This window comes from Cellulomonas denverensis (genome assembly GCF_012396125.1).
Lineage (GTDB): Bacteria > Actinomycetota > Actinomycetes > Actinomycetales > Cellulomonadaceae > Cellulomonas > Cellulomonas denverensis.
Window position 1 is genome coordinate 18736 of the sequence record NZ_JAAXOX010000009.1, and the last position, 15090, is coordinate 33825.

Genomic DNA, 15090 nt, shown 5'->3' on the forward strand with positions numbered 1-15090 from the left:
ATCGAACAGATGTTCGGCTACAGTCATCGCTGATGACGCAGGCGGCTGGCCGCGCGGGTCGTCGGATCGTCCCCAACCGGGGGTCGATCTGCGACCTGTGGACGCTCCCGCCGGACATGTCGGTGGTCGGGCATACCGTCGTCGCAGGACCCAGAGACCAGCCCCCGCAGGCCGCAGCGAGAGACGCTGCCCGAATCGACGAGGTGGACACATGCCCGCTCCCCAGGACCGCGAGAAGGCCCTCGAGGCCGCCCTCAGCCAGATCGACCGCCAGTTCGGCAAGGGTTCGATCATGCGCCTCGGCGAGGAAGGCCGCGCCCCGGTCGAGGTCATCCCGACCGGCTCCATCGCGCTGGACGTGGCGCTCGGCATCGGCGGTCTGCCGAAGGGCCGGATCATCGAGGTCTACGGCCCCGAGTCCTCCGGTAAGACCACCGTCGCGCTGCACGCGGTGGCCAACGCCCAGCGCCTGGGCGGCATCGCGGCGTTCATCGACGCCGAGCACGCGCTGGACCCCGACTACGCCAAGAAGCTCGGCGTCGACACCGATGCGCTGCTGGTCTCCCAGCCGGACACCGGTGAGCAGGCGCTCGAGATCATGGACATGCTGATCCGCTCCGGCGCGATCGACATCATCGTGATCGACTCGGTCGCGGCCCTGGTGCCCAAGGCCGAGATCGAGGGCGAGATGGGTGACAGCCACGTGGGTCTGCAGGCCCGGCTGATGTCCCAGGCCCTCCGCAAGGTCACCGGTGCGCTGAACGCCTCCGGCACCACCGCGATCTTCATCAACCAGCTGCGCGAGAAGATCGGTGTCTTCTTCGGCTCCCCGGAGACCACCACCGGTGGCAAGGCGCTGAAGTTCTACGCCTCGGTCCGGATGGACATCCGCCGGATCGAGACCCTCAAGGAGGGCTCGGACGCGGTCGGTAACCGCACCCGGGTCAAGGTCGTCAAGAACAAGATGGCCCCGCCGTTCAAGCAGGCCGAGTTCGACATCCTCTACGGCGTCGGCATCTCCCGCGAGGGCAGCCTGATCGACCTGGGCGTCGAGCACGGCATCGTCCGCAAGTCCGGGTCCTGGTTCACCTACGAGAGCGACCAGCTCGGCCAGGGCAAGGAGAACGCGCGCGGCTTCCTGCGCGACAACCCCGAGCTCGCCGCCGAGATCGAGGCCAAGATCAAGGACAAGCTCGGCATCGGTGTGGCTGCTGCGGCGGACCAGGCCGAGGAGGTCAAGGTCGACTTCTGATGTCGATCGCACGTGGCTCGGACACCGGCGCCCAGGGGGACGATCCCTGGGCGCCGGTGCCCGTCATGGACGACCCCTGGGGGGCCGGACCCGCTGATGGCGGCCCGGCCGGTGCGGGGCGGGGCGAGGGCTCCGACGCGGACGACGGCGCCGAGAGTGCCTGGGCGGAGAGCGACGGTGCCGGTGATGCGTGGGTCGGGAGCGACGATGCGAGCGGTGCCTGGGCGGAGGACGACGGCGCAGACGGTGCCTGGGCGGACAGCGACGGTGCAGGTGATGCGTGGGCGGGCGCGGGGATCCGCAGGGCTGGTGCGGGCAAGGCCGGCGGTCCGCGGGCACGGAGAGCGGCCGCCGACCGAGACCGGGCGACGACCCCGGGCGCCGATGGTGCGCCCCGCTCCGGACCGCGCGCGAACAGCCGTGCATCCGCTGCCGAGGGCGACGCCTCGGCGCGACGATCGCGGCAGAACGTCACCGACCCGACGGAGCCACGCCCCGCGCGTGCCCCGCGGCGCCGGACCGTTTCCGCCACCGCCGCCGATCGCCCGGTGTCGCTCGACGACCTGGCCGGTCTGCTCGTCCCCGCCTCGGCGCTGAACCGGCCCTCGGGCTCCACCGTCGAGGGCTCGGACCACCCGGGACCGGAGGCCGCTGTCAGGGCGGTGCTCACCACCGCGTCGCAGTCGCACCCGGGGCCCGAGGGCAAGGCCCCCGCGCCGGGCACCCGCCGGACCGCACGGAACCGGCCGACACCGGCGACCGAACCGCCCACGGCGGGCCGCGCACCGATGGACGCCGAACCCGGCCTGGAGCGCGCCCCGGACGATGCCCCCGCGCGCGCCGGGCGCCGCCGCGCGACCCGGAACCGGTTGGCACCGGCGACCGAACCGCCCACCACGGGCAGCGCGGCGGTCGATGCCGAAGCCGACCCGGAGGCGGTCGCCCGGACGATCGTGCTGCGCCAGCTGACCGCCGCGCCGCGCAGCCGGCACCAGCTCGCCGAGGCGCTGGCCCGGCGCGAGGTCCCGGAGGACGTCGCCGACCGGGTGCTCGACCGGTTCACCGAGGTCGGCCTGATCGACGACGCCGCCTACGCCGAGATGCTGGTCCGGTCCCGGCACGCCGAACGTGGCCTGTCCCGCCGGGCGCTGACCATGGAGCTGCGCCGCAAGGGCGTCTCGCCGGAGGACTCCGCGACCGCACTGGACCAGGTCGGCGACGACGACGAGGAACAGGCCGCCCGGGCACTGGTCCGCAAGAAGTTGCGCGCCACCCGCGGCCTGGACCGCGAGGTGCGGATGCGCCGGGCCTACGGAGCGCTGGGCCGCAAGGGCTACGGCCCCGGGCTGGTGGCCCGCCTGGTCCGGGAGGAGCTCGCCGCGGAGGAGGACGGCACCGCGGACGACTGACCGCGCCGATACCCGACCCGCCGACGGGCGTCCCCGGGCCACCACGGTCGGACGACGCCTTCGACGCGACGGACCGCAGAGGGCCCAGTGCGCGGATGGGCGGCCGCCGGGTCCTGGCCCAGGGCGAGGAGTCGGGCGTGCGGTGCCCGCCCGCCGCCGTGTGCCCGGTGACGGTGGGCCTCGGCACGGGCTGCTCCGGCGATGAGGGAGAATGACGTCTCCCGTGCTGCGCGACTGGAGGCTCCATGCAGGACATGGCAATCGTCGTCGGATTGCTGGCGGCGTGCCTGGTCGCGCTGATCCTGGTGCTGATCGCCCGGCGGGAGGCCGGTGCGGTCCGCCGCCAGGCGCAGCAGGACGTGCAGACCATCAAGGACGAGGCCCGGTCCTCCCTGGCCGACGCGCAGCGGCGCGAGGAGCGGGTGGCCGAGCGGGAGCAGGCCCTGAACGCCGCCGAGCGTGCGCTGTCCGAGCGGGAGCGGGAGGCGTCCCAGCGCGAGCGGGCGGTGCGCGCCGAGGCCGAGGATGCCGCGGTGGCGCACCGGGAGGCTCGGGAGCGGGTCGCTGTCGCGGAGCGGGAACTGGCCGAGCGGACCGCCAGCACCGAACGTGAGCTGGCGGCCCGCCACACAGCTGCCGAGGAGCAGGCCGCCGCGTTGCTGACCGCGGCTGAGCAGGAGGCGGGGCAGCGGATCGCGGCCGCCGAGCAGGAGGCGGTCGAGCGCTTGGAGGCCGCCTCCGGGCTGACCGCGTCCGAGGCGCGCGCGGAGCTGATCCGCCTGGTGACCGCCGAGGCCACCCAGTCGGCGGCGGCCTCGGTGCGACGGGTGGAGGCGCAGGCCAAGCGGTCCGCCGAGGCGCGGGCCCGCCGGATCATCGCCACCGCGCTGTTCCGGACCGCGGCTCCGACCAGCGCGCAGAGCACGGTGACCGTCCTGCCGCTGCCCTCAGAAGAGATGAAGGGCCGGATCATCGGCAAGGAGGGGCGGAACATCCGCACCTTCGAGGCGCTGACCGGGGTGAACGTCCTGGTGGACGAGACGCCCGGGTCGGTGGTGCTGAGCTGCTTCGACGCGGAGCGCCGTGAGGTGGCGCAGGTGGCGCTGGACGCCCTGATGACCGATGGCCGGATCAACCCGCAGCGGATCGAGTCCGCCTATGCCGAGGCACTGGCCGGCGCCCCGGAGCGGGACGAGGAGGCCGGGCACGACGCGGCCGAGCGGGCAGGGGTCAGTGGCCTCGACCCGGCGCTGATCCGCACCCTCGGCCGGTTGCGGATGCGTACTTCCTACGGCCAGAACGTGCTGGAGCACCTTGTGGAGACCGCGTTGGTCGCCGCCCAGCTCGCCACCGAGGTGGGCGCGGATGTGCAGGTGACCCGCCGGGCGGCGTTCCTGCACGACATCGGCAAGGCGCTCACCGGTCAGCAGCCGGGCACGCACGCCCAGGTGGGGGCCGCCCTGGTGGAGCGGCACGGTGAGGCCGCGGTGGTGGTGAACGGGGTGGCCGCCCACCACGACGAGGTTCCGCCGGAGACGGTGGAGGCGGTGCTGGTGCAGGCCGCGGATGCGGTGTCGGCGGCGCGGCCCGGTGCTCGCCGGGAGGACATCGACCAGCACATCGAGCGGTTGGACGAGCTGGAGAAGCTGGTCGCCGGTCATGCCGGGGTGCGCCGCGCCCTGGCGATGGCCGCGGGCCGGGAGCTGCGGGTGGTGGTCGAGCCCAGCGAGGTCCCGGACGAGGCGATGGGCCGGCTGGCGGTCGAGATCGCCCGGCACATCGAGCACGACCTGTCCTACCCGGGCGAGATCAAGGTGACCGTGGTCCGCGAGGTCCGGGCCTCCGCCACCGCGACCTGAGACCCGCAGCCGGAGGCTCAACCCCCGCAGGCTCACCCCCGCACGCTCACCCCCGCACGCTCACCCCCGGGCCTGCGCCGCCACGGTCCCCGTCGTCCCGACCGCCCCCGCCGCGCCGACCGCCCCACCGGGCGCACCGGACCGGACCGGCCCCGCCGTCCGCCCGCGGAGCTTCCGGGCCAACCGGTTGGCCAGGGCACTGAGCGTGACGTTCAGCAGGATGAAGATCAGCGCGACCACGATCAGCGCCGGGATCAGGTTCTGGTACGTGGTGCCGATCTGGCGGCCCTGGCGCAGCAGCTCGACGTAGGTGATCAGGTAGCCGAGCGCCGAGTCCTTGAGGATGACCACCAGCTGGCTGACCAGGGCGGGGAGCATCGCGACCAGCGCCTGGGGGAGCAGCACCGACCACAGGGTCGACCCCTCGGTGAGGCCGATCGCCAGCCCGGCCTCCCGCTGGCCGCGGGGCAGCCCGTGCACCCCGGAGCGGATCAGTTCCGCGACCACCGAGCCGTTGTACAGGGTGAGCCCGGCGACCACGGCGACCAGGGGCAGCTGGTTCACCGGCAGGATCTGCAGCTGGCCGAGGAACAGCCAGCCGAAGACCATCATCAGCAGCACCGGGACGGCCCGGAAGAACTCGACCACGGTGCCGCAGATCCACCGGACCGGGGCGATCGGGGACAGCCGGCCGATCCCGAACAGCAGCCCGAACAGCATCGAGGTGACGATGGAGATCCCGGCGGCGACCAGGGTGCCGCGCAGGCCGGGCAGCAGGTAGTACTGCCAGACGTCCGCGGTGAGGAAGGGCGACCACTTGGCGGCGGTCAGCTGCTCCTTGTCGGCGAGCGCCACGATGAAGACCGCGGCGATCGCCAGCAGCACCAGCGCGGCGACGATGTTGGCGATCAGCATCCGCCGCCGGGCGCGCGGCCCGGGGGCGTCGAACAGCAGGTCACTCATCGTTGCACCGCCAGTCGTCGGGACGCCCAGGTGATCAGCACGCCGGTGGGCAGCACGATGATCACGAAGCCGAGCGCGAACAGCAGGAACACCGCGAAGATCACGTCCGGCCGGAACTCGATCATGGTCTTCATCAGCGCCGAGGCCTCGGCCACCCCGATCGCCGAGGCGACCGTGGTGTTCTTGATCAGGGCGATCAGCGCGTTGCCCAGCGGTGCCACCGCCCCGCGGAATGCCTGCGGCAGGATCACGATCCGCATGGTCTGGCCGAAGCCGAGCCCGATCGCCCGCGCCGCCTCGGCCTGCCCGGTGGGCACCGTGTTCACCCCGGAGCGCAGCGCCTCCGCCACGAAGGCCGCGTGGTAGACCGACAGCCCGAGCACCGCCAACCGGACGTTGTTGTCGGCCAGGAAGGTCGGGGATTGCCGGTCCGCCAGCGCGATGCCCATCGTGTAGAACAGCCCGAGGCTGCAGAACACGATGATCAGCGTCAACGGGGTGTTGCGGATGGTGTTGACGTAGAACGCCCCGGCGGCCCGCATGCTCGGCACGGGGGAGACCCGCATCACCGCGATCACGGTGCCGAGCACCAGCGACCCCACCGCCGCCAGTCCGGACAGCAGCAGCGTGGTCCGGAACGCGGCGATGACGTCGTACTGGCTGAACAGTTCGGTGAACTCTGCCCAGTAGTCACCCATCGGCGGGCCTCAGCCGCAGGCGTCGGGCGTCGGCGGGTTGAGGTCGGCGTTCGGGGTGTAGTTCGCGTCGCCCAGGTTCTTGTCCAGCAGCTCCTGCCAGGTGCCGTCGTCGATCATCGAGGTGATCGCGTCGGTGACCTCCTGGCACAGGTCGGAGTCCTTCGGCAGGCCGACGCCGTACTGCTCGTCGGAGAACGGGTTGCCGACGACCTTGAGCTTGCCGGCGTAGGCGTCCTGGGCGGCGAACCCGGCCAGGATGATGTCGTCGGTGGTCACCGCGTCGATCGTCCCGGCGGCCAGCGCCTCGACGCACTCGGAGTAGCCGTCGAACTCCTGGAGCTGCACCTCCCCGGCGTACTCGTCCTTGATCCGCTGGGCGGGGGTGGACCCGGTGACCGAGCACAGCAGCGACCCGTCCAGGTCCTCGGGCCCGCTGATGTCGGAGTCCGCGGCGACCAGCAGGTCCTGCCCGGCGACGAAGTACGGCCCGGCGAAGTCGACGGTCTGCTTGCGCTCGTCGGTGATGGAGTAGGTGGCCACGATCAGGTCGACCTGGCCGTTGGACAGCAGGTTCTCCCGCTGCGCGGACGGTGCCTCGCGGAACTCGACCTGGTCGGCGGAGTAGCCGAGCTGCTCGGCGATGTAGCGGGCGACGTCGACGTCGAAGCCGGTGTAGTCCCCGCCCTCCTGCAGGCCCAATCCTGGCTGGTCGAACTTGATCCCGACGGTGAGGGTGCCGGCGTCGTTGCTGCCACCCTCCGTCGATCCGGAGCCGGAGTCGCCGCCCGAGGAACAGGCGGCCAGGGTGAGTCCGACGGCGGCGAGTGCCGCTCCGGTACGAGCGATGCGGTGCATGGCGTGCTTCCTTCCGGTTGACGTCAGTGCGTGAGGATCTTCGACAGGAAGTCCTGGGCTCGGTCGGTGCGCGGTGCGGTGAAGAACTCCTCGGGGGTGCCCTCTTCGACGATCTGGCCGCCGTCCATGAAGACGACCCGATCGGCGGCCCGGCGGGCGAAGCCCATCTCGTGGGTGACCACGATCATGGTCATGCCCTCCTCGGCGAGGGTGGTCATCACGTCCAGGACCTCGTTGATCATCTCCGGGTCGAGGGCGGAGGTCGGCTCGTCGAACAGCATGACGTGCGGCTTCATCGCCAGCGCGCGGGCGATCGCCACCCGCTGCTGCTGGCCGCCGGACAGCTGGGCGGGCAGCTTGCCGGACTGGTTGCCGACCCCCACCCGGTCCAGCAGCTCCTGGGCCCGGACCTTCGCCTCGGCCCTGGACTGCCGCTTGGCCTTGATCGGCCCGAGGGTGACGTTCTCCAGCACGGTCTTGTGCGCGAACAGGTTGAAGGACTGGAAGACCATGCCGACGTCGGCGCGCAGCCGGGCCAGGTCCTTGCCCTCGGCGGGCAGGGGCTTGCCGTTGACGCTGATCGTGCCGGCGTCGATGGTCTCCAGCCGGTTGATGGTCCGGCACAGGGTGGACTTGCCGCTGCCGGAGGGGCCGATCACGACCACCACCTCGCCGCGGTGGACGGTCAGGTTGATGTCGCGGAGCACGTGTAGGTCGCCGAAGTGCTTCTGCACGCCGTCGAGCACCACCAGCGGTGCCGTGTCGGTCTGAACCATCCCGTGACGGTAGGTGGCGCGTGTGACCTCCGCCATTCGTTTGGATCACAGTCGAGTAACAGTGCTACTCCACGCGGACGTACCCTGGTCCGCGATGAGCACGATGACGCCCCCCGCATCCGCCGTCGGCCAGGAGACCCGCACGTACCTGGTCAAGACCCTCGGCTGCCAGATGAACGTGCACGACTCCGAACACATGGCCGGTCTGCTGGAGCAGGCCGGTTACGTCGCCGCGTCCCCGGAGGCGGCGGCCGCGGAGGACGCCGACGTGATCGTGATCAACACCTGCGCGGTGCGGGAGAACGCCGCGGACCGGCTGTACGGCAACCTGGGCCGGCTGGCGGGCACCAAGCGGAACCGGCCGGGCATGCAGATCGCGGTCGGCGGCTGCCTGGCGCAGAAGGACCGCACCGGGATCGTGGAGCGCGCGCCGTGGGTGGACGTGGTCTTCGGCACCCACAACCTGGACGTGCTGCCGGTGCTGCTGGAGCGGGCCCGGCACAACAAGGCCGCCGAGGTGGAGATCGCCGAGTCGTTGCAGGTCTTCCCGTCCACGCTGCCCACCCGGCGGGAGTCGGCCTACGCGGGCTGGGTGTCGATCAGCGTCGGCTGCAACAACACCTGCACGTTCTGCATCGTGCCGCACCTTCGGGGCAAGGAGCGCGACCGCCGGCCGGGCGACGTGCTGGCCGAGGTGCAGGCGCTGGTCGATCAGGGCGCGATCGAGGTCACCCTGCTCGGCCAGAACGTGAACTCCTACGGCGTCGAGTTCGGCGACCGGCAGGCCTTCGCCAAGCTGCTGCGCGCCGCCGGTGCCACCCCGGGGCTGGAGCGGCTGCGGTTCACCTCCCCGCACCCGGCGTCCTTCACCGACGACGTGATCGCCGCGATGGCCGAGACCCCGGCGGTGATGTCCAGCCTGCACATGCCGTTGCAGTCCGGCTCGGACCGGATCCTGCGCGCGATGCGGCGGTCCTACCGGTCGGCCAAGTTCCTCGGCATCCTGGAGCGGGTGCGGGCCGCGATGCCGGAGGCGGCGATCACCACCGACATCATCGTGGGCTTCCCGGGCGAGACCGAGGAGGACTTCGCCGAGACGCTGCGGGTGGTCGAGGAGAGCCGGTTCTCCTCCGCCTTCACCTTCCAGTACTCGATCCGGCCCGGCACCCCGGCCGCCGACCTGCCCGACCAACTGCCCAAGGCGGTGGTCCAGGAGCGCTACGAGCGGTTGATCGCGCTGCAGGACCGGATCGCGCTGGAGGAGATGCAGCGCCAGGTCGGCCGCACCGTCGAGGTGCTGGTGGCCGAGGGCGAGGGACGCAAGGACGGCGAGACCCGGCGGCTGTCCGGCCGGGCCGCGGACAACCGGCTGGTGCACGTCGCGCTGCCGGCCGGTCTGGGCGAGGCCGACCGGCCGCGACCGGGCGACCTGATCACCGTCGACGTCACCCACGCCGCACCGCACCACCTGGTCGCGGACTCCGCGCTCACCGGTGGCAGCTTCGCGGTGCGCCGGACCCGGGCCGGGGATGCCTGGGCACGCGGCGACGAGCACGACCACGGCGGGGACTCCTGCGGCACCGGCGCTCCGGCCGGTCCCGTGCTGCTCGGGCTGCCGACGCTCAAGTAGCCGGCGGCAGCAGCCCGTCCAGTGCCTCGAAGGCCTGCACCCCGGTGCCCAGGCCGCAGGAGATCAGCTGATCGAGCTGCTCGGCGGTCACCCCGTGCTCCAGGTCGGTGGACACCTCGGAGTACAGCGCCAGCTCGCCCTGCTCCTCGCGGAGGTAGAGCTTGGGCCAGATCCGGTCCCGGTTCCAGTCGTTGAGCGCCAGCGACGCCGGGCGGCGGGCCTCCAGCGGGAGCTGCCGGTGCCAGCGGCCGCGGACCTGCAGCACCTCCCGGTCGTCGCCGAGCAGGAAGAACCAGAACCGGTTCTGGTTCCACACGCCGGTCAGGTCGCCGTCGTCGTCGATCCGGAAGTGGTAGTCGTGCGCGGTCAGTGCCGCGATCACCCGCTCCTGGGTCAGCGTGGTCGGGCGGTCCTGTGCCGGGCGGGCCGGGGCGGGCTGTGCGCCGAGCACCCGGGACAGCCAGCCGGACGGCCGGGCGCTCACGGGGCCACCGCCGCCGGGTCGGGGTACAGCTCGTCGACCGCGTCGAAGAAGCTGTTCGCACTGCTCAGGCCGCACTGCAACAGCTGGGCCAGCTGCTCGTCGGTGGCGCCGTGCTCCAGGTCGGTGGAGGTCTCGGCGACCACATTCACCATGCCGTTGTCCCGGACCCGGGCGTAGGTCTTGGGCCAGATCCGCTCGGCGTTCCACTCCTCGCAGGCGTCCAGCACCTCCTGCAGCCGCTCCAGGGCGATGTCGCGGTGCCACTGGCCGCGTACCTGCAGGATCTCCTGCTTCTCGCCCAGCAGAAAGAAGAAGAACAGCCGGCCCTTCCACAGTCCGCCGATATCGCCGTCGTCGTCGGTGAAGTAGTGGAAGTCGTTGTCCTTGAGCCAGGCCACGATCCGCTCGGGGGCCAGGGGCGTCGGGCGGCCCTCCGCCACGGTGGCGGTCGGTGCCCCGCCCGAGGCGTCGCCGGTGTCGGTCGGCCGCCGGCGGTTCCGGAAGAGACCCATGGTCGAACCCTACCCGCGGGTACCAGGGGTGGCCGAGCCGGGCGGGGGTGAGGGTGCCCACCACCTACGGCGGGGGCGGTCGCCCTGGGTGGTGGCCGGTCGCTGCCTACCCTGCGTGCGCGTCGCGGGCGCAGGGTAGGCACGGTGGAGTCGTGCCGGGCCGGTCGAATCGTCCGGTTCGATAGGGTCGTCCCGCGCGATGTCCTGACCGCACGAACCACGAGGATCACCATGGGCTTCTTCACCAAGCCGGACGCGACCCCGGCGGCCGCGCTGGCGCCGCTGACCAAGGACCGGATGAAGGCGGTGCTGGACAGCCGCGAGATGAACTACGGCGTCGACGACGACGGCGACATCGGCGGCTACTGGGACGGCCACCTGTTCTTCTTCTTCCAGCTCGGCAAGTCCGGCGAGTACCTGCAGACCCGCGGCCGCTGGAACCGCAAGGTCGGGGTGGACCAGCTCGCCGCCGTGACCGAGGCGATCAACGAGTGGAACGCCTCCAAGCTGTGGCCGAAGGTCTACGTGCGGGTCGAGGACGACGTCCTGGGCGTCTACGGCGAGCACACCGTCGACTACGAGCCGGGCGTCACCGACGAGCAGATCGACCAGCACCTGGCCTGCGGGATCATGACCACCCTGCAGTTCTTCGAGCAGCTCGACGAGGCCTACCCGGCGGAGGCCGCCGTGGCCAAGGCCGAGTACGACGCCAACTGAATCCACCCGACCGGGGCCGTGGCGGGCGACCGCCGCGGCCCCGGTCCGTGCCCGGAAGGATCCGATGAGCGACACCAGGGCGTTCCAGGTCGACCTGCACGGGGTCGTCGACCTGCTGGCGCGCCACCTGTACTCCGGTGAGCGGGTGTACCTGCGCGAGCTGATGCAGAACGGCGTGGATGCGATCACCGCCCGGCGGAACCTGGACCCGGACGCCCCGGCGACGGTGCGAATCCGCCCGCTGCCAGACGGGGCGCTCGCGGTGGTGGACTCCGGCGTCGGGTTGACCGCCACCGAGGCGGAGGAGCTGCTGGCCACCGTCGGCCGGTCCTCCAAGCGGGACGACGACCTGGGGCTGGCCCGCGAGGAGTTCCTGGGGCAGTTCGGGATCGGCCTGCTGTCCGCGTTCATGGTGGCCGACCGGATCGAGCTGACCTCCCGCTCCGCCCGGGACCTGCAGGCGCCCGCGGTGCGGTGGGTCGGGCACGCGGACGGGTCGTACCAGCTGGAGACCCTGGAGCCGGGGGACCTACCGGTGGGGTCGACGGTGCTGCTGCGCCCGCGCCGGGACGCCGGGCACTGGCTGGAGACCGGCACCGTCGTCGCGCTGGCCGAGGAGTTCGGTTCCCTGCTGCCGGTCGACCTGGCGGTGGAGGTGCCGCTGGACGATGCGGCGCCGATCGCCGGACCGGTCCGTCCCGACGACCCGGCGCCCCGGCCCGGGCACCTGTGGCGGCGGATCTCCGAACCGGAGCTGCCCTGGCGGGTGGATCACCCGGACCAGGGCCGGCGCAGCGCCGAGCTGACCCGGTACTGCGAGCGGGCGCTCGGGTTCACCCCGCTGGCCGCGATCGACCTGGACGTGCCGCTGGCCGGCGTCACCGGGGTGGCGTACGTGCTGCCCAGTGCGGTGCCGCCCGGTGGTGGCGGGGCGCACCGGGTCTACCTCAAGCGGATGCTGCTCGGCACCCGGGTGGACGGGTTGCTGCCGGAGTGGGCGTTCTTCGTCCGCTGCGTGATCGACGCCTCCGGTCTGCGGCCGACCGCCTCCCGCGAGCAGCTGTACACCGACGAGGTGCTGCTGGCCACGCAGGAGGCGCTGGCCGGGTCGATCCGGGACTGGCTGCTGCACACCCTGGAGTCCGGCTCCGGGCAGGCCGCCGAGTTCGTGCGCACCCACCACCTGGCGGTGCGGTCGCTGGCCCTGACCGACGACACCATGCTCGACCTGGCCGCGCGCATCCTGCCCTACGAGACCACCGACGGGCTGCTCACCCTGGACGAGGTCGCCGCCCAGCACGGGACGGTGGTCTACGCCGCCACCCTGGAGGAGTACAAGCGGATCGCCCCGGTGGCGCGCGCCCAGCAGATGGCGGTGGTGAACGCCGGGTACGTCTACGACGCCGACCTGCTGGCCCGGTTGGCCCGCCGCCGCCCCGGCACGGTGCGCCCGCTGGCCGCCGGGGACATCGCCCAGGTGCTCAGCCCGGTCTCGCCGGAGCGCGAGCTGGCCACCCTGGACGCGCTGGCCGCCGGGAACGCCGTGCTGGCCGACCAGGACTGCGAGCTGGTGCTGCGCCGGTTCGAGCCCGCCACCCTGCCCGCGGTGCTGCTGCACGACCGGGACGGCGACCACCAGCGCGCGCTGCGCCGGGCCCAGGCGGAGGCCGACGACCTGTGGGGCGACATCCTGGCGGGCTTCGCCGAGCCGGCCGCCGCCCGCCAACTGGTGCTGAACGACTCCGCCCCGCTGGTCCGCGACCTGCTGGCCGCCCCGCCGGGTGAGGTCGTCGAGGCCGGACTGCGCTCGCTGTACGTCTCGGCGCTGCTGCTGGCCGGGGAACCACTGCGGGCCCGGGAGTCCGAGCTGATGACCGGCTCGATGGCCGCCCTGCTGCGCGCCGGGCTGGCCGGGACCACCCGCCCCACCACCGAGGACGACGACGCCGGAGAGGACCGCCGATGACCCGCACGCTGGACCAGGCCAACCGGGAGATCAGCCGGGTACGGCAGATGCCCTACGGCCTCGCGCACACCCAGGCCGCCGAGGAGCAGGTCAAGCTGGTGGACGCGGAGGGCCCGGACGAGGCGCGGGCCTTCGCGCTGTTCACCCTGATCGACGCCTACCAGTGGGGTGGCGAGCCGGAGCGCGGCTACGTGCCCTTCGCCCAGCTGCTGCGCTGGTGGGACCAGCGGCCGGAGATGTTCGACGCCGACGACCAGCACTCGCTGTTCTGGGCGTTCAAGTGGATGGTCTCCGGGCTGGCGGACTTCCCGGGCGTCCCGGCCGAGCAGATCGAACGCACCCTGGACGACATGGAGCGCCGGTACGCGCGTGCGGGCAACGGGATGGACGCGGTCGCGCTGGAGCGCTTCTCCTGGGCGAACCGCCGTGGCGCCCCGGAGACCGAGCAGTTGTTCGCACAGTGGGTGGTCACCCCGCGCGATGACTTCTCCCAGTGCGAGGCCTGCGACCCCGGCGACCGCGCCGCGTACATGATCGGCGCCGGGCGGCTGGTCGAGGGGGTGCGGCTGATCGAGGAGACCCTGCCGCAGCGCCCGCGGTGCGCGAGCGAGCCCGCCGACATGCTGACCGACCTGGCGGATGCCTACCTGGAGCTGGGCCGCCCGGCGGACGCGGTGCGGGCGCACCGGCAGGCGGTGGCCGAGCTGGAGCGGACCCAGGGCGACATGGCCTCCGCCCGGGGCCAGCGGATCCGGCTGCTGGCCCGCGGGCACCAGGCCGAACGGGCGATCCGCGCCCTGGAGGCCGAACAGCACCTGCTGGTCAAGGCGGACACCCCCTACGACGAGCTCTCCTTCGCCCGGCTGGTCGGTGCCGCCACCCATGTGCTGCGCGCCGAGCACCCGGACCGGTCGCTGCGGATCACCGCCGTCCCGGAACTCGGCGACCGGCCCACCGTCGCCCAGCTGGACGACTGGCTGCGGGCCAAGGCCGAGCGGTTGGCGGCCCAGTTCGACGCCCGCAATGGCACCAGCCACCAGAGCGATCTGGTGCGCCGGGCCTGGTCGGCCACCCCGGCGGAGCACGCGCTCGACCTGGACGTGCTGCCCCGTGGCTTCGCCGGGTCCCCGGCGCCCACCGGTGGTCCGACCGTGCCCACGGTCGCCGCCCCGGGCCCCGACCCCGCCGACCCGCTGGCCCAGCAGCCGGGCGAGGACGTCGGCACCTGGACCGACCGCCTGCTCGCGGCGGGGGAGGCCCAGCGCGCCGCCGCCGCCTGGATCGCCGCCGCCGGGGCCGCGGACGACGACGGCCGCCTGGTGGACGCCGGCTTCGCCTACGCCGAGTGCGCCCGGATCGCCCAGCTGTTCGACGACCAGGACGGGGCGGACGAGGGCTACCGCTCGGCGGTGGCCCGGCTGCGCGCCGGGGGTCTGGCGCCCGAGCTGCTGGTGCAGGTGCTGGTCGCCTGGGCCCCGACCGCCGCGCTGGTCGGCGCGACCGGGGATGCCCTGGCCGAGATCGACCGGGCGCTGGCCGCACTGCGTGCCGAACCCGGCGGCGACGACCAGCGCGACGAGCAGCTGGCCGCCCGCGAGCAGGCCACCCGCCGCCGGGCCGCCGCCGACCTGGAGGACGCCGCCGCCCGCCTGCTGGCCGGATCGGGGGAGCCGGAGCAGCAGGAGCTGGCCGCCCGTACCGCCCAGTCGGCCGCCGAGTCCTACGGCGGTCAGGGTGCGGTCGCGGATGCCTCGCACGCCTTCTGGCTGGCCGGGCGGCTGTACGACCAGCTCGGCCGGGTCGAGGACGCGGTGTGGAACTTGGAATCGGCGATGGAGGGCTTCGCCCACGTCCGCCAGCGCGAGCCCTGGGGCGAGGTGGCGAGCCTGCTGGTCCGAGTGCTGCGCGACTCCGGCCAGACCGCCCGCGCGGAGGAGCTGGCGCGGGAGATCGTCAGCTGAGTCGGTAC

General features: G+C 72.9%; 13 protein-coding genes. 7 read left to right on the forward strand and 6 right to left on the reverse strand.

The window, feature by feature from the left end:
* Positions 1–211: 211 nt before the first annotated feature.
* The 3 genes from recA (at position 212) to rny (ending at position 4520) form a co-directional block, all read left to right on the forward strand.
* Complete coding sequence (recA, locus tag HGA03_RS14115; protein WP_168630936.1) at positions 212–1252, forward strand: recombinase RecA; 1041 nt, start codon at positions 212–214, stop codon at positions 1250–1252.
* A gap of 548 nt (positions 1253–1800) precedes the next feature.
* Positions 1801–2661 (forward strand): regulatory protein RecX, encoded by an 861-nt coding sequence (locus HGA03_RS14120; protein WP_239073547.1) that lies wholly within the window; start codon positions 1801–1803, stop codon positions 2659–2661.
* Positions 2662–2915: 254 nt separating this feature from the next.
* On the forward strand, positions 2916–4520 hold the full coding sequence (rny, locus tag HGA03_RS14125; RefSeq protein ID WP_239073546.1) for a ribonuclease Y: 1605 nt from the start codon (positions 2916–2918) through the stop codon (positions 4518–4520).
* A gap of 60 nt (positions 4521–4580) precedes the next feature.
* On the opposite strand, the gene HGA03_RS14130 is transcribed toward rny, so the two are convergent.
* Genes HGA03_RS14130 through HGA03_RS14145 form a run of 4 tightly spaced genes read right to left on the reverse strand, consistent with a single transcriptional unit; the run spans position 4581 to position 7812 of the window.
* On the reverse strand, positions 4581–5483 hold the full coding sequence (locus HGA03_RS14130) for an amino acid ABC transporter permease (RefSeq protein ID WP_168630938.1): 903 nt from the start codon (positions 5481–5483) through the stop codon (positions 4581–4583).
* Entirely contained in the window at positions 5480–6181 is a 702-nt protein-coding gene (locus HGA03_RS14135; protein WP_168630939.1) for an amino acid ABC transporter permease, read from the reverse strand. Before HGA03_RS14135 ends, HGA03_RS14130 begins: the two co-directional genes overlap by 4 nt.
* Positions 6182–6190: 9 nt before the next feature.
* The gene (locus HGA03_RS14140; RefSeq protein ID WP_168630940.1) at positions 6191–7036 is read right to left on the reverse strand and encodes a glutamate ABC transporter substrate-binding protein; all 846 of its coding nucleotides are present in this window, start codon (positions 7034–7036) and stop codon (positions 6191–6193) included.
* 23 nt (positions 7037–7059) lie between these two features.
* Positions 7060–7812, reverse strand: a complete 753-nt coding sequence (locus HGA03_RS14145) for an amino acid ABC transporter ATP-binding protein (RefSeq protein ID WP_275407587.1) — start codon at positions 7810–7812, stop codon at positions 7060–7062.
* Between the two features lie 94 nt (positions 7813–7906).
* Here HGA03_RS14145 and miaB point away from each other — a divergent pair, with 94 nt between their 5' ends.
* The gene (miaB, locus tag HGA03_RS14150) at positions 7907–9442 is read left to right on the forward strand and encodes a tRNA (N6-isopentenyl adenosine(37)-C2)-methylthiotransferase MiaB (protein ID WP_168630941.1); all 1536 of its coding nucleotides are present in this window, start codon (positions 7907–7909) and stop codon (positions 9440–9442) included.
* Here miaB and HGA03_RS14155 read toward each other — a convergent pair.
* Both HGA03_RS14155 and HGA03_RS14160 read right to left on the reverse strand, forming a co-directional pair.
* Entirely contained in the window at positions 9435–9926 is a 492-nt protein-coding gene (locus HGA03_RS14155; RefSeq protein WP_168630942.1) for a YbjN domain-containing protein, read from the reverse strand. The genes miaB and HGA03_RS14155 overlap by 8 nt on opposite strands.
* A complete protein-coding gene (locus HGA03_RS14160) occupies positions 9923–10438 on the reverse strand; it encodes a type III secretion system chaperone family protein (RefSeq protein ID WP_168630943.1) in 516 nt (171 codons plus the stop codon). The genes HGA03_RS14155 and HGA03_RS14160 overlap by 4 nt, the downstream gene beginning before the upstream one ends.
* A gap of 231 nt (positions 10439–10669) precedes the next feature.
* Here HGA03_RS14160 and HGA03_RS14165 point away from each other — a divergent pair, with 231 nt between their 5' ends.
* From HGA03_RS14165 to HGA03_RS14175, 3 genes are all read left to right on the forward strand, one after another.
* Positions 10670–11155 carry a type III secretion system chaperone family protein gene (locus HGA03_RS14165; protein WP_168630944.1) on the forward strand — a complete coding sequence of 162 codons (486 nt, stop codon included), beginning with the start codon at positions 10670–10672 and terminating at the stop codon, positions 11153–11155.
* A 64-nt stretch (positions 11156–11219) separates the two neighbouring features.
* Positions 11220–13121 (forward strand): HSP90 family protein, encoded by a 1902-nt coding sequence (locus tag HGA03_RS14170; RefSeq protein ID WP_168630945.1) that lies wholly within the window; start codon positions 11220–11222, stop codon positions 13119–13121.
* Positions 13118–15082 carry a hypothetical protein gene (locus HGA03_RS14175; protein ID WP_168630946.1) on the forward strand — a complete coding sequence of 655 codons (1965 nt, stop codon included), beginning with the start codon at positions 13118–13120 and terminating at the stop codon, positions 15080–15082. Before HGA03_RS14170 ends, HGA03_RS14175 begins: the two co-directional genes overlap by 4 nt.
* Positions 15083–15090: the final 8 nt, after the last annotated feature.

Bases quoted from the DNA above. Each gene is read 5' to 3' on its own strand.
- recA (WP_168630936.1), top strand. From the start codon at position 212: ATGCCCGCTCCCCAGGACCGCGAGAAGGCCCTCGAGGCCGCCCTCAGC.
- rny (WP_239073546.1), top strand. From the start codon at position 2,916: ATGGCAATCGTCGTCGGATTGCTGGCGGCGTGCCTGGTCGCGCTGATC.
- HGA03_RS14130 (WP_168630938.1), bottom strand. From the start codon at position 5,483: ATGAGTGACCTGCTGTTCGACGCCCCCGGGCCGCGCGCCCGGCGGCGG.
- HGA03_RS14135 (WP_168630939.1), bottom strand. From the start codon at position 6,181: ATGGGTGACTACTGGGCAGAGTTCACCGAACTGTTCAGCCAGTACGAC.
- HGA03_RS14140 (WP_168630940.1), bottom strand. From the start codon at position 7,036: ATGCACCGCATCGCTCGTACCGGAGCGGCACTCGCCGCCGTCGGACTC.
- HGA03_RS14145 (WP_275407587.1), bottom strand. From the start codon at position 7,812: ATGGTTCAGACCGACACGGCACCGCTGGTGGTGCTCGACGGCGTGCAG.
- miaB (WP_168630941.1), top strand. From the start codon at position 7,907: ATGAGCACGATGACGCCCCCCGCATCCGCCGTCGGCCAGGAGACCCGC.
- HGA03_RS14160 (WP_168630943.1), bottom strand. From the start codon at position 10,438: ATGGGTCTCTTCCGGAACCGCCGGCGGCCGACCGACACCGGCGACGCC.
- HGA03_RS14165 (WP_168630944.1), top strand. From the start codon at position 10,670: ATGGGCTTCTTCACCAAGCCGGACGCGACCCCGGCGGCCGCGCTGGCG.
- HGA03_RS14170 (WP_168630945.1), top strand. From the start codon at position 11,220: ATGAGCGACACCAGGGCGTTCCAGGTCGACCTGCACGGGGTCGTCGAC.
- HGA03_RS14175 (WP_168630946.1), top strand. From the start codon at position 13,118: ATGACCCGCACGCTGGACCAGGCCAACCGGGAGATCAGCCGGGTACGG.